Origin of the sequence: Bacillus sp. TL12 (genome assembly GCF_022625245.1) — a bacterium.
GTDB lineage: Bacteria > Bacillota > Bacilli > Bacillales > Bacillaceae_G > Bacillus_A.
Map to the genome: position 1 here is coordinate 18,207 of NZ_JAJJBY010000018.1, position 22,005 is coordinate 40,211.

The 22,005-nt window shown below is 37.1% G+C and carries 23 protein-coding genes and 1 other annotated feature; of the genes, 10 read left to right on the plus strand and 13 right to left on the minus strand.

Annotation, left to right across the window (positions count from 1 at the left end):
* Positions 1–34 precede the first annotated feature (34 nt).
* Positions 35–1,669, minus strand: coding sequence for a peptide ABC transporter substrate-binding protein (locus LOK41_RS16915; protein WP_241817527.1), 1,635 nt, complete (start codon positions 1,667–1,669; stop codon positions 35–37).
* Positions 1,670–2,033: 364 nt separating this feature from the next.
* Here LOK41_RS16915 and LOK41_RS16920 point away from each other — a divergent pair, with 364 nt between their 5' ends.
* From LOK41_RS16920 to LOK41_RS16930, 3 genes are all read left to right on the plus strand, one after another.
* Positions 2,034–2,369 carry a DUF3899 domain-containing protein gene (locus tag LOK41_RS16920; protein ID WP_481748821.1) on the plus strand — a complete coding sequence of 112 codons (336 nt, stop codon included), beginning with the start codon at positions 2,034–2,036 and terminating at the stop codon, positions 2,367–2,369.
* 226 nt (positions 2,370–2,595) lie between these two features.
* Positions 2,596–2,813 (plus strand) — a binding site (T-box leader).
* Between the two features lie 232 nt (positions 2,814–3,045).
* Positions 3,046–4,035 carry a tryptophan--tRNA ligase gene (trpS, locus tag LOK41_RS16925; RefSeq protein ID WP_241817576.1) on the plus strand — a complete coding sequence of 330 codons (990 nt, stop codon included), beginning with the start codon at positions 3,046–3,048 and terminating at the stop codon, positions 4,033–4,035.
* Positions 4,036–4,110: 75 nt separating this feature from the next.
* A complete protein-coding gene (locus LOK41_RS16930) occupies positions 4,111–4,311 on the plus strand; it encodes a hypothetical protein (protein ID WP_241817529.1) in 201 nt (66 codons plus the stop codon).
* 70 nt (positions 4,312–4,381) lie between these two features.
* On the opposite strand, the gene LOK41_RS16935 is transcribed toward LOK41_RS16930, so the two are convergent.
* From LOK41_RS16935 to LOK41_RS16965, 7 genes are all read right to left on the minus strand, one after another.
* Positions 4,382–5,128, minus strand: a complete 747-nt coding sequence (locus LOK41_RS16935) for a YjbA family protein (protein ID WP_174104076.1) — start codon at positions 5,126–5,128, stop codon at positions 4,382–4,384.
* A 343-nt stretch (positions 5,129–5,471) separates the two neighbouring features.
* Positions 5,472–6,260 (minus strand): DUF2268 domain-containing putative Zn-dependent protease, encoded by a 789-nt coding sequence (locus LOK41_RS16940; protein ID WP_241817530.1) that lies wholly within the window; start codon positions 6,258–6,260, stop codon positions 5,472–5,474.
* Positions 6,261–6,684: 424 nt separating this feature from the next.
* Positions 6,685–7,923 carry a beta-ketoacyl-ACP synthase II gene (gene fabF, locus LOK41_RS16945; protein WP_174103613.1) on the minus strand — a complete coding sequence of 413 codons (1,239 nt, stop codon included), beginning with the start codon at positions 7,921–7,923 and terminating at the stop codon, positions 6,685–6,687.
* A 30-nt stretch (positions 7,924–7,953) separates the two neighbouring features.
* Positions 7,954–8,886: a beta-ketoacyl-ACP synthase III gene (gene fabH, locus LOK41_RS16950; protein WP_174103612.1), complete on the minus strand. Its 933-nt coding sequence runs from the start codon at positions 8,884–8,886 to the stop codon at positions 7,954–7,956.
* Positions 8,887–9,030: 144 nt separating this feature from the next.
* On the minus strand, positions 9,031–9,204 hold the full coding sequence (locus tag LOK41_RS16955; protein ID WP_003195910.1) for a ComZ family protein: 174 nt from the start codon (positions 9,202–9,204) through the stop codon (positions 9,031–9,033).
* 192 nt (positions 9,205–9,396) lie between these two features.
* Entirely contained in the window at positions 9,397–10,257 is an 861-nt protein-coding gene (locus LOK41_RS16960; protein WP_174103611.1) for an NAD-dependent epimerase/dehydratase family protein, read from the minus strand.
* A 57-nt stretch (positions 10,258–10,314) separates the two neighbouring features.
* Complete coding sequence (locus tag LOK41_RS16965; protein WP_174103610.1) at positions 10,315–11,049, minus strand: lipase family protein; 735 nt, start codon at positions 11,047–11,049, stop codon at positions 10,315–10,317.
* 157 nt (positions 11,050–11,206) lie between these two features.
* Between LOK41_RS16965 and LOK41_RS16970 the strand changes: the two genes are divergently transcribed.
* Positions 11,207–11,389 (plus strand): YjzD family protein, encoded by a 183-nt coding sequence (locus LOK41_RS16970; protein ID WP_001263983.1) that lies wholly within the window; start codon positions 11,207–11,209, stop codon positions 11,387–11,389.
* Positions 11,390–11,420: 31 nt separating this feature from the next.
* On the opposite strand, the gene clpB is transcribed toward LOK41_RS16970, so the two are convergent.
* Complete coding sequence (gene clpB, locus LOK41_RS16975) at positions 11,421–14,021, minus strand: ATP-dependent chaperone ClpB (RefSeq protein ID WP_241817531.1); 2,601 nt, start codon at positions 14,019–14,021, stop codon at positions 11,421–11,423.
* Positions 14,022–14,208: 187 nt separating this feature from the next.
* Positions 14,209–14,388, minus strand: coding sequence for a YjzC family protein (locus tag LOK41_RS16980; protein ID WP_174103608.1), 180 nt, complete (start codon positions 14,386–14,388; stop codon positions 14,209–14,211).
* Positions 14,389–14,882: 494 nt separating this feature from the next.
* On the opposite strand from LOK41_RS16980, the gene LOK41_RS16985 reads away from it, so the two are divergent.
* The 3 genes from LOK41_RS16985 (at position 14,883) to LOK41_RS16995 (ending at position 16,131) form a co-directional block, all read left to right on the plus strand.
* Positions 14,883–15,692 carry a Cof-type HAD-IIB family hydrolase gene (locus tag LOK41_RS16985; RefSeq protein ID WP_241817532.1) on the plus strand — a complete coding sequence of 270 codons (810 nt, stop codon included), beginning with the start codon at positions 14,883–14,885 and terminating at the stop codon, positions 15,690–15,692.
* A gap of 100 nt (positions 15,693–15,792) precedes the next feature.
* Positions 15,793–15,933, plus strand: a complete 141-nt coding sequence (locus tag LOK41_RS16990) for a competence protein (protein ID WP_174103606.1) — start codon at positions 15,793–15,795, stop codon at positions 15,931–15,933.
* Positions 15,934–16,131: a DUF3813 domain-containing protein gene (locus LOK41_RS16995; RefSeq protein ID WP_174103605.1), complete on the plus strand. Its 198-nt coding sequence runs from the start codon at positions 15,934–15,936 to the stop codon at positions 16,129–16,131.
* A 27-nt stretch (positions 16,132–16,158) separates the two neighbouring features.
* On the opposite strand, the gene LOK41_RS17000 is transcribed toward LOK41_RS16995, so the two are convergent.
* Positions 16,159–17,016, minus strand: a complete 858-nt coding sequence (locus tag LOK41_RS17000) for a YitT family protein (RefSeq protein ID WP_241817533.1) — start codon at positions 17,014–17,016, stop codon at positions 16,159–16,161.
* Between the two features lie 107 nt (positions 17,017–17,123).
* On the opposite strand from LOK41_RS17000, the gene LOK41_RS17005 reads away from it, so the two are divergent.
* Complete coding sequence (locus tag LOK41_RS17005) at positions 17,124–17,255, plus strand: DUF3941 domain-containing protein (protein WP_174103603.1); 132 nt, start codon at positions 17,124–17,126, stop codon at positions 17,253–17,255.
* Between the two features lie 507 nt (positions 17,256–17,762).
* The gene (gene prsA, locus LOK41_RS17010) at positions 17,763–18,614 is read left to right on the plus strand and encodes a peptidylprolyl isomerase PrsA (RefSeq protein ID WP_241817534.1); all 852 of its coding nucleotides are present in this window, start codon (positions 17,763–17,765) and stop codon (positions 18,612–18,614) included.
* 162 nt (positions 18,615–18,776) lie between these two features.
* Here prsA and LOK41_RS17015 read toward each other — a convergent pair whose 3' ends face one another.
* On the minus strand, positions 18,777–19,643 hold the full coding sequence (locus tag LOK41_RS17015) for a CvfB family protein (protein WP_241817535.1): 867 nt from the start codon (positions 19,641–19,643) through the stop codon (positions 18,777–18,779).
* Positions 19,644–19,912: 269 nt separating this feature from the next.
* Here LOK41_RS17015 and LOK41_RS17020 point away from each other — a divergent pair, with 269 nt between their 5' ends.
* Positions 19,913–20,404, plus strand: a complete 492-nt coding sequence (locus LOK41_RS17020) for a YajQ family cyclic di-GMP-binding protein (RefSeq protein WP_001040142.1) — start codon at positions 19,913–19,915, stop codon at positions 20,402–20,404.
* Between the two features lie 290 nt (positions 20,405–20,694).
* On the opposite strand, the gene LOK41_RS17025 is transcribed toward LOK41_RS17020, so the two are convergent.
* Positions 20,695–21,966, minus strand: coding sequence for an alpha-amylase family glycosyl hydrolase (locus LOK41_RS17025; RefSeq protein ID WP_241817577.1), 1,272 nt, complete (start codon positions 21,964–21,966; stop codon positions 20,695–20,697).
* Positions 21,967–22,005: the final 39 nt, after the last annotated feature.

A 22,005-nucleotide genomic window follows, 5' to 3' on the forward strand; every position in this document is an offset into this window, starting at 1 on the left:
AGGCATATACCCTTATTCATGATGGAAACCATTTTTATTTTTTGACTTCAACCCATTTGTAGCTAAATTCGCCACCATATTTATGTTCTAACAGCCCTGTAATCGAGCTGCGTTGTAAATATGCTTTTCCTGGTTGATATACTGGAGCAATTGCTGCATCTTCAAGCAGTTGTTTTTCTGCTTTTAGCAATGTATCCCAACGAGCTTGTACATCTGTCTCCACTTTTGCTTTCTTAATTAATTCATCATAAGCTGGATTTGCATAGTTGACTTTGTTTTGTGCATTTCCTGTTGTATACATATCTAGGAATGACATTGGATCCATATAATCTGGACTCCATCCTGCATATGACATTGCATAATCTCCACTTGCTTCAAGTTTTAGTTTTTGTGCAAATGGCTGCATTTTCATTGAAATTGTTAAGCCTGGTAAATTCTTTTCAAATTGCCCTTTTAAATACTCGCCAATTTTCTTAGCATCATCTGTATCAAAGTTAAGCAACTCTAAATCTACTTTATCAACACCAAGTTCTTTTTTACCAGCTTCCCAATATTTTTGAGCCTCTTTTATATCTTCTTTTATAAGCTTACCATTTTCTTCACGGAAGTCTTTTCCACTTGGTCCTTTCGCTAAACCGTTCGGAACAAAACCGTATATCCCCTGTGAACCATCATTTAAAATAAATTTTCCGATGTTTTCACGTTCAAAGGCCATCGATATTGCTTTACGGATATTCTTATTTGCTAAGAACTTGTTCTTTTCATTTAAACGAATAAACTGCGTGGAAGGTTTCTTAATTGTCTTAAAATCAGAATCTTTTTTGTATTTATCTACAAATTCTGATGTCAATACGACACGATCAATTGCTTTTGTCTCATATAAGTTTATTGCAGTTGAACGATCCTTTACAATATTGAAGTTTACTTCTTCAAGCTTCACTACTTTATTGTCCCAGTATGTCTCATTTTTCTTAAGCTGGAAACTTTGTTCATGTTTCCACTCATTTAAAACAAATGGACCGTTATAGAGCGTCGTATTAGATTCTAATCCAAATTTATCTCCTTGTTCTTTTACGAACTTTTCATTTAATGGATAGAATGTTGGATATACTGTTAAGCTAACAAAGTAAGGAACAGGGTTGTCTAATTCCACTTCTAGTGTGTGATCATCGATCGCTTTTACGCCAAGTTCTTCAACTGGCAACTCTTTTTTATTAATTTTTTCGGCATTCTTTACATCGAATAATATGTAAGCAAATTTCGCACCTGTATTTGAATCAACAGCTCGTCTCCAAGAATAGACGAAATCTTTAGCTGTTACAGGTTCCCCATTAGACCACTTCGCATCATCGCGTAATTTAAATACATATTTCTTGCCATCTTCCGTTTTCTCGTAAGACTTTGCCACACCTGGAACGAGTTTATCGTCTTTCCCAAGGCGATATAATCCTTCCATTGTGTTGTTCATTATGTTGGAAGACGCCGCATCCGTTGATAATGTCGTATCCATTGTCGGAATTTCAGCAGTTTCAGTTAAATTTAGTACTTGTTTACCTGAAGTACTGCCTCCTTTTGCATTCGCTTTCGTATCCTCTTGCTGATAACTACAAGCGCCAAGCATACTGACCGTCAATGTCGATGCAAGTAATAGCGGTATCTTTTTCTTCATGTTGTACTACCTCCCCTATTTGCACTTCCTGTACCCTCACTTGTTAAAAGATAGAATTGAAAGAATAATCTCCAAGTTTCTACAATTTTCATTATACATATAATACGAAGATTGTGAATATAGTTTTTTGTTTTTTTGTTAAAATTTTTAATAAATTATTTATTTTTTTTATTTTTTGTAAAGGGACAACTTAACATTGCTCCCATCATATTGAAATAAAATACATAATTGCGTATAATTTTCAAAAAATTATTTCTAGTACTTATTATAACTTTTATAGTATAATAATTCTAGTAATATTTTGACGGAGGTGAACATTTTGAATAGAATTTATTTTCGAACCAGCATATTACTATTATTGGCAATAATCGCTTCTATCATCGGAGCATTCCTGGCTTCAACGCATTATTTGTTGAATTTTGTCAATATTATGTTTTATATTGCGTTATTTTTTATTATTTTAGGCGGTTTTTTATTTCTATTTCAAAGGGGATTTTTCAATATAACGATGTACGCTTTCCAAAGAGTGTTTGGAACAAATAAAAAAGTAGAGTCTTTAATTGAAGGAGAAGAACCAGCAGTAGATAAAAAAGAACGCATCTATAAAACGTATTCTTTCGCCTGGACATACCCGATCTGCATGACAGGTGTCCTTTTAGCCCTCGCCTCTACAATCATTAGCTTCACTATTTTGATGTAGTTTGCAAACGATTTTTCATATGATATAATTACTTGCAAAACATTTTGTTATAAACAAGCGCAAGTGGCTCGCTCAGAATGCGAGGGGGATGGAGCTCCTAACATAGAGGCGCTTTTTGCCTCGCAGAAAGGCGCGAAGCCACCGAGTATTCTTGCCACTGGAGCTGGATTACATAAAAAGCGCAGGTAGCTCGTTCAAAATACGAACTAGCTTACAATAAATTCATATGTATGCGATGAAAAAGAAGAGTACATATTGCAACAATTTCAGAGAGCTTGTGGTCGGTGCGAACAAGTAATTGTACAGTATGGAATGGGCTTTAGAGCACCAAACCGAACCGAAAGAAGTAGGCTTTGGCGTTACATCCAGACGTTATAATGGATAAAAGAGATTTCACGATTTGTGAAATAATTAGGGTGGTACCGCGGTCCATTCGTCCCTAGATACATTGGGGATGAATGGGCTTTTTTGTATTAAAAAAGCGGAAGCGGCTCGTTCAGAATGTGAGGGGGATGGAGCTCCTGACATAGAGGCGCTCTTTGCCTCGCAGGAAGGTGCGAAGCCACCGATCATTCTTGCCGCTGAAGCTGGATTATATATAAAGCGGAAGCGGCTCATATTGATCCACTTCTCTCACCCTTCACCAATACATACAAATTTCAAGGAGGAATTACCGATGTCAGTTATTTTTTCTGGTATTCAGCCGAGCGGAACAATTACGCTTGGAAACTATTTAGGAGCAATGAAACAATTTACAGAATTACAAAACGAACATGATTGTTATTTCTGTATCGTAAACCAACATGCCATTACAGTAGCTCAAGATCCTGTACAACTTCGTAAAAATATTCGTAGCCTAGCTGCACTGTATGTAGCTTGCGGTATTGATCCTGAAAAGGCAACTTTATTTGTACAATCAGAGGTGCCTGCACACGCTCAGCTTGGATGGATTATGCAATCTATCGCATATGTTGGAGAATTAGAGCGCATGACGCAATATAAAGATAAATCATCTGGCAGAGAATCCGTTCCAGCTGGATTACTTACGTATCCACCATTAATGGCAGCTGATATCTTGCTTTACAATACTGAGATTGTGCCAGTTGGTGACGATCAAAAACAACATATGGAATTAACACGCGATTTAGCAGAGCGTTTTAACAAACGTTTCCGCGAAGTATTTACAATTCCAGAAATCCGTATTCCAAAAGTAGGCGCACGTGTTATGTCATTAACAGAGCCTACGAAAAAAATGAGTAAATCTGATCCAAATCCAAAATCAATGATTAGCATGCTTGACGATCCAAAAACAATCGAAAAGAAAATTAAAAGTGCCGTAACTGATTCTGACGGCATTGTAAAATACGATAAAGAAAACAAACCTGGCATTTCCAACTTATTAACAATCTACTCTTCCTTCTCAGGCAAAACAATTGAAGAAATAGTAGCTGCATATGAAGGAAAAGGATACGGCGACTTTAAAGGCGACTTAGCTCAAGTAGTCGTAGAAGCAATTCGTCCAATTCAAGACAAATATAACGAACTCATCAATTCTCCTGAATTAGATGAAATCCTTGACAAAGGTGCCGAAAAAGCAAACCGCGTTGCCTTCAAACAATTACGCAAAGTAGAAAATGCAATGGGACTAAGCAGAAAACGTAGGTAATAAAAAAGCGGAAGTGGCTCGTTCAGCTCTGACTGGCTAAGGTTCTTTCGCATAGAAGGCGCTCTTTGCCTTCTTATGCGGAAGGTTCTTAGACACGAAGGGCTAGGAGCCGGAGCTGGATTACTACAAAAAGCGAAAGCGGCTCATTTAGAATGTGAGGGGGATGGAGCTCCTGACGTAGAGGCGGGTTTTGCCTCGCAGGAAAGCGCGAAGCCACCGAACAACATTCTTGCCACTGAAGCTGGATTATACCAAAAAGCGGAGGCGACTGCTTAGCCCTGGGTGGCTAAGCAGTCGCCTCCTCAAGCTAGACAAAATTAAAAAACCGCCAAATTTGGCGGCTTTTTTAATTTACCTTTTGTTCATTTTCCATTTCCCATAACTTTTCAAAGAATGGTTGCCCTTTTACAAGGCGTTCACATAACTGTTCGTGTTTCTCTGACCAGCCATATTGCGCTTCTTCATAAAGGCGCTCCCAAACATCTTCAAATTTCATATGTTGAACAGTTCCATATGCTGCTGGATCCCATTCTGTATACCAATAACGGATTTCAGCTGGATTTTTCGTTGTATGTAGTTGATCTAGCGCCATAAAAAGCAATTGTTTTAATTGTCGTTCTTTACGAGTTAAGCCATTCATAATATATGGCGATGGCGATAAAATATGATGTTCCTTTTTTGATTCTTCCATTTGAAACTCATACTTTTCTGCTTGGACATTTTCCACCATCTCATATACCATCTGCTCTTGACGTGGAATAAGCCTGCTTTTTCGAATCGGTACATTGTACCCAATTGAATCTACTGCAATAATTCCTTTTCCATCTGTGACAACAAAACAATACTCTTGCTGCAAACGCTCGTGATTTTTACGAATATACGCCTTATGATGTACGTCTTCCAATAGTTTTTGCGGAAGTTCCAATAATTCGTTCTCGATGTAATGATATAATGTGGAATCTACTTTTAATAATGGCACTTGATCTAATAATTCGATCGTATCATCCTTCCGCCATTCGTAAAAATGACAAACGTTATACCCATTTTCTTCACCTTCAAACCAATTTACCCATACATCATGCAGATATAACATTTTCTACCCCTCACTTCACTACTGTTTGTACAACTCATTATGTTCATTTTTTGTAATTTTTATTCCATGAAAGGAAATATATTCTATGTATATATTCATTTTTATTTTCCGACACATAAGTAGTGGCTATTCTAACAAAATAAACTAGCGAACAAGAAGCTAAATAAAATTTTATCAGCGATTTTTCAAATATATCGACCGTTTCTCACCATATATCGACGCAAATTCAAATATATCGGCGATTCGACAAAGGATATCGACTAAACGACAAAAAAACGATACAAAAACTTTCTATACAACCTCAAAAAAACTTGGCAGCGCCAAGTTTTTGATTGATCACCTATTAAGAAGTAAAAGCATTCGCTTTATTTAATATACGCATGGCATCTAAGGACAATAAAGAAAGCGTATTATCTTTCTCAACTTCCACACAATCTTTGACAATATGAAATCCGACGCCATACCCAAGCATCTTTGGATATATTTGCATTCCATTTAGTAAACAATCGTGCTCCCTTGTGCCTCTCTTTATATCTATTCTTTCTTTTACAATCTTCTCCCAATAATGAACCGCTTCCTCTTTTGAAAAGTATGACGTCCACGGTGCATAATCCATTTCTGTATGTCTTTCATACACAGCTTGCTCTGCCAGCCCCTCCATAATGATTGTATCAAGCAATGTATAGTCTCTTTCTTTCTTTCCAATTTGATGTAACCGACATATATGATGATATTCATGCGTAAGTAAGGCTTTTAGCTCCTTCACTGAATTTCGGCCACTTACAAACAAAAAAATAACATGCCGCATGGTTAAACCAGCTTTTCCGTTATATTCCACTTGCACAGTCCGGTTATATGAATCTGATAATAAAATAAAGACAGGGACATCTGGACCTTGCAACCAGTTCTTTAGTTCTGCATACTCCTTAGCAAGCTCTTTCCAAATCTGTTTTTCTTCTAGCTGCTCGATTTCTTTTTGTCCTTCCATCACCGGACGGTACATTCCTTTAGAAATTAAAAATTGATATAACCTTTCCTTTGGCAATGGAATGTATTTCGTAAACTTCTCACAAAGCTTTTCGGGACGTCCATAATAAAGGTGCAACCAATCTGCCGTTTGAATAACCCCCATCTTCACCCCTCCCTTTTCTTCTATATATATGCAAGAAAAGGAGCGAACGCGAAGTGATAAAGTAAAACTTTTGATTGGCTTTACTTTGTTCCTGGCTTCGCAACTACATCTTTCCCACATGGCATAGAGTGAAAAAAGTACTGACCGCTTCTATCCAAGATCGGACGCTCTCTTCCCCCAAAAAGAAAGAGTATTTTAAGAAACAACCTCTTTGCTACCTCCCAAAATACCATCTTACTACTTACGCTTTAAATACTACTACTGCGTTACGGCTATGAACACAAAAACTGACCCACTCTCACTTTCTCCTTCTGGTTTCACACGGCATGGGGCGAAAAAAGATCTGACCGCTTCTACGCATGTATGGACGCTCTCTTCCAACTAAAAAAGAGAGGGTTTTAACCCCCTCTCTCACTACAATATACTATTGATATTTTTTAAATACTAACACTGCGTTATGACCACCGAACCCTAATGAGTTACTTAAAACAGTATTTACTTCTTGATGTCTCGCTTTATTTGGTACGTAATCTAAATCACACTCTGGATCTGGTGTTTCATAGTTAATTGTTGGCGGAATTACTCCATCTGTAATCGATTTTACTGAGAAAATCGCCTCAACAGCACCAGCTGCGCCTAATAAGTGTCCAGTCATTGATTTTGTAGAGCTAATCGCTACTTTATATGCATGCTCACCAAATGTTTCTTTGATTGCCATCGTTTCATATTTCTCATTCGCATCTGTACTTGTACCATGCGCATTAATATAATCGATATCGTCAGGCTGAAGTCCTGCATCTGCTAATGCTTGGCGCATCGCACGAACGCCGCCCTCACCGCCAGGAGCAGGCATTGTAATATGGAACGCATCACCTGTTGCACCATATCCAACAAGTTCAGCATAAATACGCGCACCACGTGCTAATGCATGTTCTAGTTCTTCAAGGATAAGAATACCTGCGCCCTCTCCCATTACAAATCCACTACGATTTTTATCAAATGGACGACAAGCAGTTGCTGGGTCGTCATTAAACGTTAATGCTTTTGCTGAACTGAATCCTGCAAACGCCATACTTGTTAACGGCGCTTCTGCTCCACCTGTAATCATCGCATCTGCATCACCACGCTGAATCACTTTAAAAGCATCGCCGATTGAATTTGCACCTGATGCACAAGCTGTTACAGAGCAAGTATTAATTCCTTTTGCACCTGTAGCAATCGATACTTGGCCAGCAGCCATATCAGGAATCATCATTGGTACGAAAAATGGACTAACGCGGCGTGGTCCTTTTTCTGTAAAGATTTTAAATTGTTCTTCGTATGTTTCCATACCACCAATACCAGACCCTACCCATACACCAATGCGCGGGCCGTTTTCTTCTGTAATTTCTAACTTCGCATCTTCAACTGCCATTTTTGCTGCTGCTACAGCATATTGCGTAAAGCGGTCCATACGGCGCGCTTCTTTTTTATCCATATATTTCTCGACTTCAAAGTCGTTAATTTCTGCTGCTACTTTTGCAGGAAATAATTCTGGATCTATGCGTGTAATACGTCCGATTCCAGATACACCATTTTTAATGTTATTCCAAGCCGTTTCAACATCCGTTCCAATGGGTGTAACAGCTCCTAATCCTGTAATTACGACACGCTTCTTTCCCATACAAAATACACTCCTTTTTTCTCTCAGTCCTTATTTACCCCAACGAAGAGCAACTGCTCCCCAAGTTAATCCGCCACCAAAACCAACTAAGACAATTAAATCGCCATCTTGAATACGCCCATTTTGTAATTCCTCTACGATAGCAAGTGGAATTGAAGAAGCTGACGTATTCCCAAACTTTTCAATTGTTGTACTCATTTTTTCTGGCGGCAAATTTAATCGTTCCCTTGCCGATTCCATAATACGAATATTCGCCTGATGAGGCACTAAAAAGTCCACATCTTCTTTCGTAAAACCGGCTTTTTCAACAACTCGAAGACAGGATTCACCCAGTTGGCGAACAGCAAATTTAAAGACTTCTCTGCCATTCATCATAACATATTCATCTTGATAAAGGTGCTTGCCACCACTTCCATCCGCTCCTAATTCAAATGAAAGAATACCTTTCCCTTCTGAAACAGCTCCCATTACAACAGCACCCGCTCCGTCTCCAAATAATACTGCTGTATTGCGGTCATTCCAGTCTACAATTTTAGATAATTTATCACAACCAACTACTAATATGTTTTTATAAGTTCCAGTTTGAATAAATTGCTGCGCTGTAATCATTCCGTACATAAACCCTGCACATGCCGCACTTAAATCCATCGCCGCTGCATGTTTTGCACCAATTTGTTCTTGAATCACGCAAGCAACCGCTGGGAAAGGTCGATCTGGCGTTACCGTCGCTACTAAAATAAGATCAATTTGCTCTCCGCTAATCCCTGCATCTTCAAGTGCTTTCTTGGCAGCTTCTACCGCCATATATGAAGTATTTATTGTATCATCGGCAATGCGTCTCTCTGCAATTCCCGTTCTTGTACGAATCCATTCATCGGATGTATCCATAATTTTCTCTAAATCGTGATTAGTGACTACTTTTTCTGGCACATATCTACCGATCCCTAAAATGCCTACGTTCACATCGCAGCCCTCCGTTTTATATCAATTATTATGACTTGGTACTAATTCTAAAACATAAATGTTTATTTGTCTAGAATATATTTCTAATTGACCAATCCCACTCACAAATTCTGTAAAAAAAATAAGACCGACATATTGTCGACCTTATTTTCCCGCTTTTCCAAGCTCATATGCTTCATTCATTACTTTCATTAATAACTCTAGTACTGGCTGCGCTTTTTCCATATCAAGCGCAATCCCGTTATCATCTAAAATAGCTTTTGCTTCCGGCAAATGTTTCATAGCGATTTGTAAAAACTGCATATTTTTTTCGTTCATCGTTCTTCATCCTTTCTATCAAAGGAGAACTGTTCTCCTTACTTCTACACTATATCAATTCCTTTGGATTTTTCAACATATAAGTCGGTGCTACAAAAACAAAAGGTGACCGCTTCTATGCATGGGCGGATTCTCTCTTCCACTTAAAAGAGAAAGGTTTTATATCGTTTTTTCAATTTGTATTTACATAGTTTAACATGTGTTTTGGCCTTCGTATAACTCTTTATATCGTTTTAAATGTGTAAGTTGCTTATTTAAACCAAATTCTAACGGTGTGTTTTTCATAATACAAATACTCTTTATCTCTTCTTTTTTTACTTCTTTAACAATTTCTCCTACTTTATTCTCAGCATTCAAAAGGGTAATTCCTTTTTCCCATAGATTTTTTTTACCACTAATCATATTATATACACCTAAATTTTCTATACTTTTACCTTTTTCCCATAAATATTCACACACATCTTCTACGTAAAGGAGATCCGCTCTATTTTCATTTTGAACAAGCTGATATTCCTTTTCCATAATTTCAGAAAGGATGAGCCTGTGGTACGTCATAAAGGAAGGTTGCCATGGCCCATATAAAGTTGGAACACGAAGTATACTATAGCAAATCTGTGCTTTCTCAACCTCTTCCTCTATTTTCATAAATAATCGTTTATTTTCAGATTGATCTTCTACATTCGCTACTTCAATAGAAGAAAGTACATTTAGCTTTACTTGTTTTTTTTCACACATATGAATAACTCGCTTTAAATATTGTAAAATGATTCGTTCGTTCCGAAATCCAGTTTGCCTATTCGGTTCACATAAACAAAAGTAAGCTACATCAAACTGCTCCGTTTCTACTGGTTTCCACCCGTTCTCGTCTCTTATAGACGAATACGCAAACAAACTATTCCTACCAATTAAAAATAACTTTTCTTCACTTATTTTTGACATACTTTCTAGATCATCAAAATCAAGACCATATACTTCCACTTCTTCTTCAATCATTTTATTTACAAGGTGATAGCCTACAAATGAAAGTGCCCCTATAATAAGTACACGCTTCATGTCACCAACCCTTTCTTCCTCTAAACAAATAGCTCCTCATCTATGTATATTGGAGCTTCATAAATCTTCTTCATATTTTTTAAAGAAACAACATGTATGCTGAACCACTTTATATTTTACATGTTGTAAATGAAACGATAGTGACGTCTCACAACTTTCATTGATTCGTTTTTTTTCATATTCACGTAACAACTGCTTACGCGCTTTTTGTTCTTGTGTAGATACAAATATTTTCACAGGCACACAAGAATGTAAATAAGAAAAGGATTTCTTGGCAATTTCCGCTTCTAACTGCGCTTCCTTCACATCATACGCAAGCAATAGCTCTTTCACTAGCCTTTTATAGAAAAATTTATGCTCTTTTTCAAGTTCTACATGTGCAGGTAAATCTAGGCATGGATTCAGCATCACTACAGACCTGATACATTCTGGGTACCGATTCATCATTTCAAGAGCCACGAGCGCCCCCATGCCATCTGCAACGATATGGATTCGTTCGTTTAATGTTTCTTTTTTCATCACAACATGATACAAGCGCTTTGCTAAACGAACTGCTTGATCATTTCCCCAATGTCGCCCGTATAGATTAGATGAAAAAACTGTATATCCATTTTCTATCATCCCATTTAAAAAATGAGCTCGCCCTGCATGCTGCATCCATAAACTTGTACCATTCTCAATAAAATAATTGTAATCACCAAGAAGCATAACACCGAATCCATTCGGCTTCTCTGGCAAATAAATTACACATGGTTCTTGTTCTAAGTAAAAAAAACGTTCCGTAACACTCATTATTCTCCCGCCTTATTTTCTAAACATTAAAACTACTCCTTTTATAATGTATGAGCAGAATCCAAATTTGCGTTGAAAAATCCACAAATATTTTTCTATATTCTTTTTTCAATTGTGTTACAATATAGACAGATTGTACGAATAGGGGTGTGAAAAGATGCGTGTAATTTGGGCCTTTATTTGGTCGTTTATGCTTGTACATATGATGAGCTACGTAATTAGCTCTATGACTGGCGGTGTATACGATTTCCAACAAGCGTCTATTTTCTCAGTTGTTCTTGCTGTACTTGTAATGGCAATTGCAGCAGCAATTCCAAACGAACCAGTAGAACAACACTAAAAAAGAGTCCGGTTTCATTCCGGACTCTTTTTTATTTTACATGAACAACTAGTTCATTATTTTGTACATCAACAACGACATGACTATTATCAGTGATTGTCCCTGCGATTAATTCTCTCGCTAATTTCGTTTCAATTTGACGCTGTACATATCTTTTTAGTGGACGTGCCCCGTACATCGGATCGAATCCAGATTCTACAACAAATTCTTTTACTGATTCTGTCAATTCCACTGATATATGGCGATCCGCTAAACGACCTTGTAATTCTTTGACAATTTTATCAACGATGCCTTTAATTTCATTTGTTGTAAGTGGTTTAAATAAAATAATTTCATCCACACGGTTTAAAAACTCTGGACGGAAATGTCCTCGTAGTTGCCCCATCACAAGTTCTCTTGATTCTTCTTTAATTGTACCGTCTTCTTGTAAACCTTCTAATAAATACCCTGAACCAATATTAGATGTCATAATAATAACTGTATTTTTGAAATCTACTGTTCGTCCTTGTGAATCTGTAATACGTCCATCATCTAACATTTGCAGTAAAATGTTGAATACTTCTGGATGTGCCTTTTCAATTTCATCTAATAAGATAACGGAATACGGTTTACGACGCACCGCCTCTGTTAATTGTCCACCTTCTTCATACCCTACATATCCAGGAGGAGCTCCAATTAAACGAGAAACGGCATGTTTCTCCATATACTCAGACATATCAATGCGGATGATTTGTTCTTCACTATCAAATAAAGATTGCGCTAATGTTTTAGCGAGCTCCGTTTTACCAACACCTGTAGGTCCTAAGAAAATGAACGAACCAATTGGACGATTTGGATCTTTAATACCTGCGCGAGCCCGAAGAACCGCATCTGATACAAGACTCACTGCTTCATCTTGCCCAATTACGCGTTCTGATAAAATTCGCTCTAAACGTAGTAGTTTTTCACGTTCACCCTCTACAAGTTTGGCCACTGGAATACCAGTCCAACGTGAAACAATATTTGCAATTTCTTCTTCACTTACTTCTTCACGAAGTAAACGGTTCTCTTGTCCGTTATGTGCCCCTGTTTCTTCCGCTTCTCTTAACTCTTTTTCCACTGCTGGAATTTTGCCATGACGAAGCTCAGCTGCTTTATTTAAATCGTAATTTCCTTCTGCTTCTTCTAATTCACGACGTAAACGTTCAAGGTGTTCCCGTAAATCACGAACTTTATGGATTTCTTCTTTTTCTTTTTGCCACTGTGCTCGCATTCCACTTGCAACTTCTTTTAAATCAGATAATTCACGTTGCAATGTTTTGAGTCGCTCTTGACTACCACGGTCTGTTTCTTTTCCTAAAGCAGCGTCTTCAATTTCAAGTTGCATAATGCGGCGTGTTACTTCATCTAATTCCGTTGGCATGGAATCAATCTCTGTTCGAATCGTCGCGCACGCTTCATCGACAAGGTCAATCGCTTTATCTGGTAAAAAACGATCAGATATATATCGATCAGACAATACAGACGCTGCTACAATCGCGCGGTCATGAATATTTACACCGTGATAAATTTCAAAACGCTCTTTTAAACCACGTAAAATTGAAATTGTATCTTCTACTGTTGGCTCTTCTGCTAATACTTGTTGGAAACGACGTTCTAATGCCGGGTCTTTCTCAATATATTTTCGATATTCATCTAAAGTAGTTGCGCCAATACAATGCAATTCACCACGTGCAAGCATTGGTTTTAACATATTCCCAGCATCCATCGCTCCTTCTGTTTTACCAGCACCAACAATCGTATGAAGCTCATCGATGAATAAAAGAATACGGCCTTCACTTTTTTTAATCTCATTTAAAACAGCTTGCAAACGTTCTTCAAACTCACCACGGAACTTTGCACCTGCGACAAGCGCACTCATGTCTAAAGCAAAAATTGTTCGATCTTTTAAACCTTCTGGTACATCTTTTCGCACGATTCGTTGTGCTAACCCTTCAACAATCGCTGTTTTACCAACCCCAGGTTCACCAATTAACACAGGGTTATTTTTCGTCTTACGAGAAAGAATGCGGATGACGCGGCGAATCTCACTGTCACGCCCAATTACCGGATCAATTTTCCCTTGTTTTACTTCTGCCACTAAATCACGGCCATACTTTTCTAACGCTTCATATGTTACTTCTGGATTTTGACTAGTCACTCTTTGATTCCCCCTAACTTCCATTAACGATTGTAAAAGCTCGTTCTTTGTTATATGGAACGTTGTAAATAAACGTTTTATATCACTGTTCTCTTCACAAAAGACAAGTAGTATATGTTCTACTGAAATATATTCATCTTTCAATTTTTTCGCTTCAGCTTCTGCCTTAACAAGCAATTGCTGCAAAGCATTTGTTACATACACTTTGCCAGCTTCTGCACCACTTCCAGTAACAGATGGCTTTTTTTGAACAAGTCTTTCTACTTCCTTCGTTAATTGTTCTATATTCACATTCATTTTTTGAAAAATACGTATTGCTAATCCATCTTGTTGCTCTAATAATGCAAGCAATAGATGAACAGTATCAATTTCTTGATGATGATGAGATACCACTAAAGACTGTGCACTCATAATCGCTTCTTGTGTTTTTGTCGTCATTTGATTTAAGTCCATATCCATAAACCTCCAAACATTTCAACTTTCTTGATGTTTGACCTTTTTTGATTTTTTGACTTTCTTTGACCTTTTACCTCATTATACTCCTGTTCCCTTTTTTATACAATCCATTTCATTCAATATTTTAGGATTATTTTTTTAAAAAATGCACATAAAAACCGCAGCTAAATCACTGCGGTTCTCTTTACGGTTTTCTTTTATACGTCCACTGACGATTTTGATTTGTATTTTCAGGAAATCTTTCGCCAGCAGTTAATTTTACCATTTGCGGATCTTTCACCATGCTCCCTGTTTCACCAATTTCTACATATATTCCATCATTCGGTGCTTTTTGTCCAGAACGAAACCTATGATTTTGTCCCATCTTCATTCTCCTTCCATGACATCTTTACACCGTTAGTATGTCCATTTTTGAAAAAAGCCTTTCTGTTATGTTTAGGAAACCTGTCATATTTTTGATTACTGTTCATATGTATAAATTTACATAATAAAGCAGGAGAAAAAACATCATTCGTTGAAAAAAAAGAAACCGACCTATTCCAGGCCAGCTTCAAAGGAGAGTCAAACATATACGAGAAGATTACGTTTTTATTATACGTCTTGTTAGACGGGCAATGTAATCCTTTTCACAATTTGTACAAAATGAAAGAAACATTATTTGAACTTTCGAAAAAATCATTGACTTTTCTGATTTTTAGCAGGAAATAGTGGACACTAATACGTTTCTCGACGTAAGATGAATATATAACGAAACTTCCATTTATGGTCGTTTCACTATATACTTTCCAACCTCTTATTTCTGCATAGCAAAACGGAAATACAGATAGAACCAAAAAATTTTTCATAAGAGGTGAAAACATGAAAAAGCAACATTTAATCGCATTAGATTTAGATGGCACTTTACTTACAGACAATAAAATCATTTCCACACGAACAAAGAAAACAATCGAAAAAGCAAAAGAGCAAGGACATGTTGTTGTTATTTCAACAGGACGTCCATTTCGCGCTAGTCACGCTTATTATAAAGAACTTGGTTTGAATACACCTATCGTTAACTTTAACGGCGCTTATGTTCATCACCCTCTTGATGCAAATTGGGGAACGCATCATTCTCCCCTTGAACTTTCCACTGCACAAGAAATCGTTCGCGCTTGCTTTGATTTTGGCGTAAAAAACATTTATGCCGAAGTAATGGATGATGTATATGTTCGCGAAATTGATGAGGATAAAAAGCATATTTTCGAATTCGGCTCTCCGAAGATTTTTACAGGAGACTTATTAAATATTTTAAACGACCATCCAACTTGCTTATTAATTGACGCACATAATGAACATTCTGCTGCCATTCGCAAGCATTTAACAGATATGCATGCTGAAGTAATTGACCATAGAAAATGGGGTGCTCCTTGGCCTATTATTGAAATTGTAAAAAGCGGATTAAATAAAGCTGTCGGATTACAAAGAATTTCAAGTCATTACAACATTCCGAAAGAGCGAATCATCGCCTTCGGTGACGAAGATAATGACTTTGAAATGATTGAATATGCAGGCCACGGCATCGCAATGGGAAATGCGATTCCTGAATTAAAGTCACTCGCAAATCATACAACATTAACAAATGAAGAAGACGGAATCGCTCTTTATTTAGAAGAGGTTCTTGGGTTGTAATCTAAAAATTCCCTACTTATAGTTTAACGCAAAACGCTCATACTATAATCAGGCGCAGCGATGCGTCAGTTATTTTCTGCTAAATAAGGGGGAATTCAAATTGGGTAAAAAGAACAAATCAAAACGTTTCGTCCAACAAGGTGCCGATGCTGTTATGCAGCATGCTGCAAGATTCCCGTACCGTGGTACATTAGCTGATGCAGAAAAAGAACGAAATAACTCTTCTCTCGGAGGGGTTTAAATGGGTAACTTATTATTTCAACAAGCGCGAGACGCTGTTTCTAATGCCGTTTCTTGTTCAAGCGGCACCGAGCAACAGGAACTCGTTTATCGAGCAAAAAATGCTTTGCAATCCGCTTACGCCAATTCATCAACTGCAGAAAAGGTACAACTGCGTGAGATGCAACAGCAACTACAAAACATTACACACACACATTAAAACAAGAGGACCGATTCCCGGTCCTCTTTAATCTTTCCGAAACAATCCAAATACACCGACTGTTTGAACTATATTTGTAAAAGCACCAGGGTCTACCTGTTTAATAATTCTCTCTAGTTCATATAATTCATAACGCGTAATCACCATCATTAACATTTCTTTATTTTCATTTGTATATGCGCCCGTTGCTGGTACAGTTGTAATCCCCCTTACTAAACGAGATTGTATCGCCTTTCTTACATCAACACCATTTTTCGTAACGATAAACGCGGTAATTTTCACATAGCGTGTATGAATTGCATCGATAATCCGTGTTGACACATACAACGTCACTAACGTATATAACGCTTTTTCCCAGCCATACATATAACCAGCTGCAACAATGATAATTGCATTGAAGAAAAAGAAATACGTTCCCACTGGCTTATCTTTCACTTTTGATAAAATCATTGCAATGATATCTAAGCCACCTGTGGATGCGCCCCATTTCAAAGCAATTCCGACTCCTATCGCTGAAATAATCCCTCCAAAAATGGCGTTTAATATAATATCATTTGAAACTGCCTTCACTGGCACAATTTCTAAAAATAGTGTCATGAATACGACGCATAAAAAACTAAATAACGTAAACGCTTTTCCTACCTTTTTCCACGCTAAAATAACAACCGGAATATTAAATAGGGCAAAAAGTGCCCCTGTTGATATATGAATCGACGCAAAATCATTTAATACTTGTGAAAGCAATTGAGATAATCCCGCAAAACCGCTCGCATATACTTTTGCTGGTGTTAAAAATAAGTTCATTCCAATTGCATTTAACAAACCTGCAATGATAACAACAATGAGCTTCTTTATTAATTCAGCATAATTTAATTTCAAATCCATATTTCATCCACCTTTATAAATCATGAGTTCACCACTATCCGTATACATAGTCTTTACGAAAACGGAAATGATAAACGTACAACCGTTTAGAAATGGAGTTGATATGTATGCCACATACGAGCGATAATGACAAAAAAGCACGCGATAATAACGCAAAGCGTGCACTTAAAAATGAACAAGAACAAAAAAATATTCAGCAAGGAGAACGTACCTATTCTAAAAAAACAGATCATCTTTAATGATTAAGAAACCGACAGAAAACCTTCCTTTTTAGGTGGGAGAGAGCATCCGATCTTGCATAGACACGGTGAGGGCCTATTTTTGTCCCATGCCACGCTAAAACAAAAAGAGATTATGAGTGCAAGTCTGCTTTTGGTTTCACAGCCGCAAATAGACTTTGCTGGTTATAACTGTTTGTAAATAAGAGGGGGTGTTGGGAAGTAGCAAAAAGATTACTTCTTAACATACCCTCTTTTTAGGCAGGAGAGAGCGTCTAGCTATGCATAGAAGCGGTCAGATCCCTTTTCTGCCTCATGCCATGTTAAAACAAAAAGAGAAAGCAAGTAGCGATCACCTGTTGTTCTTCATAACAGCGGATTATATGTTGGAAAATCAAAATGGATTTATAACGTACATCAACAATCTTGTTGATGTACTTTTTCATTTCACAAAAAACATCTCAATTTCACTTCATGTTCACTTCACTATTTTACAATAACAACAACAGAATTAGATGAGGTGTTAAAATGAAAGGAAAACAATTATGGATGGCCATGGCCGCGCTCGGAACGTTAATGCTATCTGCTTGCGGCTCAACAGATAGCTCAGAAACAATCGCAACATCAAAAGTTTCAACTATTACAAAAGGTGATTTTGACAAACAACTAAAAGAACGGTACGGAAAAGATATGTTATATGAAATGATGGCACAAGATATCATAACAAAAAAATATAAAGTATCGGACGATGAAGTTGATAAAGAGTTCAAAAAGGCAAAAGAACAATTTGGTGATCAGTTCAAAACAGTATTAGAAAGCAATCGTTTAAAAGATGAAGACGACTTTAAAAATCAAATTAGATTCAAATTAGCAATGGACAAAGCAATTAAGGAAAGCATTACAGAGAAAGATGTAAAAGCAAACTATAAACCTGAAATTAAAGCGAGTCACATTTTAGTAAATGATGAAAAAACAGCAAATGACATGAAGAAACAACTAGATGAAGGTGCTTCATTTGAAGAATTAGCAAAACAGCACTCCCAGGATCCAGGTTCAAAAGAAAACGGCGGAGACCTTGGATACTTCGGCCCAGGTAAAATGGTGTCTGAATTTGAAGAAGCTGCTTATAAATTAAAGGTCGGTGAAATTAGCGCACCTGTCAAATCATCAAACGGCTATCACATTATTAAACTGACTGATAAAAAAGAATTGAAACCATATGATGAAGTAAAAGATTCTATTCGTAAGGATCTGGAAGAACAACGCTTAGCAGATCAAACGACCGGTCAAAAAATATTATTAGATGAATTCAAGAAAGCTGATATTAAAGTAAAAGATAGCGATTTGAAAGATACATTTTCTCGTCTTTCAGGAGAATAGTATTAAAACTAGGTAAATGAAATTTTATCGGCGATTTCCCCAATATATCGACCGTTTCTCTTCATATATCGGCGCAAATTGAAATATATCGGCGATTCGACAAAGGATATCGACCAACCGACACATAACGACAAAAAAATAGGAGCCAGTCGGCTCCTATTTTTATTTCTTAAAGTACGTCCAGCCTTCTTCTTGATACACTTTTTCTTCTTTCATTAACTTACCAAGTGCACGTTTAAATGCTGCTTTACTCATATTAAAACGTTCTTTAATATCTTCTGGGTAACTCTTATCCCAAAACGGCATTGCACCTCCGCGCGTCTCCATATACTCATAGATTACCGCAGCATCATCTTCCATTCCCTCTTCTTTACGCGGAAGAAGTGAAATATTAATCGTACCATCATCTTTCACATCAATAATACGACCTGTTACACGCTCACCAATACGAACTTGTTCTTTTCTTTCTGTATGGTGCAGGAAAGCACGGAAATGTTCATCTGTTAATACAAATGAACCAACTTGAAGCGAGCGATACACGCGTCCGTTTACATTTTTATTGCGCATAGATGGCGTTGCATCTACAATGATTTCCTGCATATCTGAATCTCTTGCTGGAAGAGCGATTAGACGGCCGCGATTTGTTAATTTTAATGTACAATATAATTCATCGCCCTCTTCTGGCCAAACCGGTGTATAAATCGGAAACTCATCAGCTGGGATTAAGATATCCTTAGAAACACCAATATCAACGAATACACCTAGATCAGGTTTTACTTCTACAACTTTCACCCAGTTCCAGTCATGCACTGTAATGATCGGCGTCTTCATCGTGGCAGAAATTCGTTCTTTATGATCAAGGTATAAAAATACATCAATCTCATCACCTTCTTCAATTTCCCCTGCTACTTCGTTTTTATGTAGAAATACTTCTTCATAACCCTCTTCATCGTCAAATCCGACCATATACCCAATTTCCGTTTCACGTAAAACAGTTACCTGTTCAATCGATCCTGGTTGTAAATACATATATTTTTAATTCCCTTCTATATATAAAGTTATATGTTTATCATTCCAAAGAAAGCTTCATTATAACACGAATTTTCCTTTATTTGTCCAACTCGCCAAAATTCACTATAATAAAGTAAGACTTTAATTAAATGGGATTTCTTTCCCCTCTGCTTATGAGTCATAACAGATAAGTTTTACTACTCTATCTAACTCATGTATTTTCCGCTATACTGTAATGTGGATAGTACATACCCTGTAAGATAGAATTTAATTTGGAGGTGCTTACTATGGCAAAAGATAGTTCTTTTGACATCGTTTCAAAAGTAGAATTACCAGAAGTAACAAATGCTATTAACATCGCATTAAAAGAAATTCAAAATCGATATGACTTTAAAGGAAGCAAAAGTGATATTAAATTAGAAAAAGAAGTACTTATTTTAACTTCCGATGATGAGTTTAAACTAGAGCAAGTGAAAGATGTTCTTATCTCTAAACTCGTTAAACGCGAAGTACCAATTAAAAATTTAGACTACGGAAAAGTAGAGAGCGCTACTGGTAATACAGTACGTCAACGTGCAACATTGCAACAAGGCATCGATAAAGATAACGCGAAAAAAATCAATAACATCATTAAAGAACTAAAACTAAAAGTAAAAACACAAGTACAAGATGACCAAGTACGTGTAACAGCGAAAAGCCGCGATGACTTACAAGCAGTAATCGCAGCAGTTCGTAGCGCAGATTTACCAATTGATGTTCAATTCATTAACTATCGCTAAAAGAAAAACCTTTCTTTTTTAGGCGGGAGAGAGCATCCGACCTTGCATAGACGCGGTCAGGGCCTTTTCCTGCCCCATGCCACGTGAAAACAAAGGGAGAAAGTAAGATCGGGTCTGCTTTTGTTTTCATAGCTGCAAATAGACTTTGCTGGTTATAACTGTATGTAAATAAGAGGGTGTGTTGGGAAGTAGCAAAAAGATTACTTCTTAACACACCCTCTTTTTAGGCGGGAGAGAGCATCCGATTTTGCATAGATGCGGTCAGGACCTTTTTTCGCCCCATGCCGCGCTTATGATTTCTTCCGTTTCTTTACCGCAATTAAAAACGCAATAAACAGTACATTTACACCAACTAATAAAGAGATAAAGAGCCAATTCACTCCTGTTTTTTCTCTCACTTGATATACATTTGCCTCTTCTCGCTTCAACACGAGATAATAATTCCCATCTTCTTCCCTAATGATTTCATCTTTCAACAATCCCTTTAATTCCTGATCTTTTCCTACTTCGTTAGCAGAAAACGAAACTTTCTGCGTCTCTTTTGTGTTGTTAATCGCAATCAGTGTTTCTTCATCTTTATACTTTCTTTTGAGCACACTCATTCCAGCTTTATCATATAGCAACTCAAATGTACCGCGGCGGAGAGATGGGAACTTCTGACGAATCTCTCCTAATTTCGTTACATACTGCAAAAATTTTTCATCCGTTTTAAAATCCATTAACCGGCGATTATCCGGCACATCCCCACCATCAAGCGCAATTTCCGTTCCGTAGTAAACAATCGGCATCCCTGGTGATGTGTATAAATACGCAAGCGCTAATTTCAAACGCGATGGCGGGTAATATGCGTTCTCTTTTGCAATTCTAACAAACCGCTTCGTATCTTGACTATCCACAAAAGTACTGACCACTTTTTCATTTTCTACCAAACTTGCATCATAAAGCGGTTTAATAGACATATCTGATTTCGTAAAAACATCTGTTATATGTTTATAATATTTATTATGTATCCCTTCTTCCCCATCATTCATAACGAGGAAATCCTTTTTCACTTCTTGAACACTTTGTTTTATTTCATTTAAAAAGGGAAGGGGTATTTCTTTACTATGTATAAGATAACTTCCATCTATATTCGTTTCTTTTATCCACCACTTAATCGAATCAATAAGTGTTTCTTCTTGTCCACTAACAAACTGCAACATGATTTTCATATCTCGTTTATGTGCTTCTTGTACGAGCTGTTTCACATCTTGCAGTGACCCAAAATGTTCATTCACCTTTTGAAAATCAACTGAATCATTCCCATCATACGTGTCACTTTTAAAAATTGGCGAAAGCATAATAGCGGAAAACCCCATGTCCTTTATATAATCTATTCTCTTTATAATCCCTTGTATATCGCCCCCTTGGTATCCTTCTAAATTCCCAACATCAAGTTGTCTATCATTTTTTGCATCTCCATTATTAAAACGGTCCACCATAATAGAATAGATCACTTCATCTTTCCATTCTCTTTTCTCTTCTGCCAATGTATGCATAGGCACCAAAAAAGCAAATATCATGCAAAAACAAATCAAAACTCCTCTTCTCCACATTTTCCT

What these genes read in the sequence shown, in the direction of transcription:
- LOK41_RS16915 (WP_241817527.1), bottom strand. Translation starts at nt 1,669, where the DNA reads ATGAAGAAAAAGATACCGCTATTACTTGCATCGACATTGACGGTCAGT.
- trpS (WP_241817576.1), top strand. Translation starts at nt 3,046, where the DNA reads ATGTCAGTTATTTTTTCTGGTATTCAGCCGAGCGGAACAATTACGCTT.
- LOK41_RS16930 (WP_241817529.1), top strand. Translation starts at nt 4,111, where the DNA reads ATGCGGAAGGTTCTTAGACACGAAGGGCTAGGAGCCGGAGCTGGATTA.
- LOK41_RS16935 (WP_174104076.1), bottom strand. Translation starts at nt 5,128, where the DNA reads ATGTTATATCTGCATGATGTATGGGTAAATTGGTTTGAAGGTGAAGAA.
- LOK41_RS16940 (WP_241817530.1), bottom strand. Translation starts at nt 6,260, where the DNA reads ATGGGGGTTATTCAAACGGCAGATTGGTTGCACCTTTATTATGGACGT.
- fabF (WP_174103613.1), bottom strand. Translation starts at nt 7,923, where the DNA reads ATGGGAAAGAAGCGTGTCGTAATTACAGGATTAGGAGCTGTTACACCC.
- LOK41_RS16955 (WP_003195910.1), bottom strand. Translation starts at nt 9,204, where the DNA reads ATGAACGAAAAAAATATGCAGTTTTTACAAATCGCTATGAAACATTTG.
- LOK41_RS16960 (WP_174103611.1), bottom strand. Translation starts at nt 10,257, where the DNA reads ATGAAGCGTGTACTTATTATAGGGGCACTTTCATTTGTAGGCTATCAC.
- LOK41_RS16965 (WP_174103610.1), bottom strand. Translation starts at nt 11,049, where the DNA reads ATGAGTGTTACGGAACGTTTTTTTTACTTAGAACAAGAACCATGTGTA.
- LOK41_RS16970 (WP_001263983.1), top strand. Translation starts at nt 11,207, where the DNA reads ATGCGTGTAATTTGGGCCTTTATTTGGTCGTTTATGCTTGTACATATG.
- clpB (WP_241817531.1), bottom strand. Translation starts at nt 14,021, where the DNA reads ATGGACTTAAATCAAATGACGACAAAAACACAAGAAGCGATTATGAGT.
- LOK41_RS16980 (WP_174103608.1), bottom strand. Translation starts at nt 14,388, where the DNA reads ATGGGACAAAATCATAGGTTTCGTTCTGGACAAAAAGCACCGAATGAT.
- LOK41_RS16985 (WP_241817532.1), top strand. Translation starts at nt 14,883, where the DNA reads ATGAAAAAGCAACATTTAATCGCATTAGATTTAGATGGCACTTTACTT.
- LOK41_RS16995 (WP_174103605.1), top strand. Translation starts at nt 15,934, where the DNA reads ATGGGTAACTTATTATTTCAACAAGCGCGAGACGCTGTTTCTAATGCC.
- LOK41_RS17000 (WP_241817533.1), bottom strand. Translation starts at nt 17,016, where the DNA reads ATGGATTTGAAATTAAATTATGCTGAATTAATAAAGAAGCTCATTGTT.
- LOK41_RS17005 (WP_174103603.1), top strand. Translation starts at nt 17,124, where the DNA reads ATGCCACATACGAGCGATAATGACAAAAAAGCACGCGATAATAACGCA.
- prsA (WP_241817534.1), top strand. Translation starts at nt 17,763, where the DNA reads ATGAAAGGAAAACAATTATGGATGGCCATGGCCGCGCTCGGAACGTTA.
- LOK41_RS17015 (WP_241817535.1), bottom strand. Translation starts at nt 19,643, where the DNA reads ATGTATTTACAACCAGGATCGATTGAACAGGTAACTGTTTTACGTGAA.
- LOK41_RS17020 (WP_001040142.1), top strand. Translation starts at nt 19,913, where the DNA reads ATGGCAAAAGATAGTTCTTTTGACATCGTTTCAAAAGTAGAATTACCA.
- LOK41_RS17025 (WP_241817577.1), bottom strand. Translation starts at nt 21,966, where the DNA reads ATGATATTTGCTTTTTTGGTGCCTATGCATACATTGGCAGAAGAGAAA.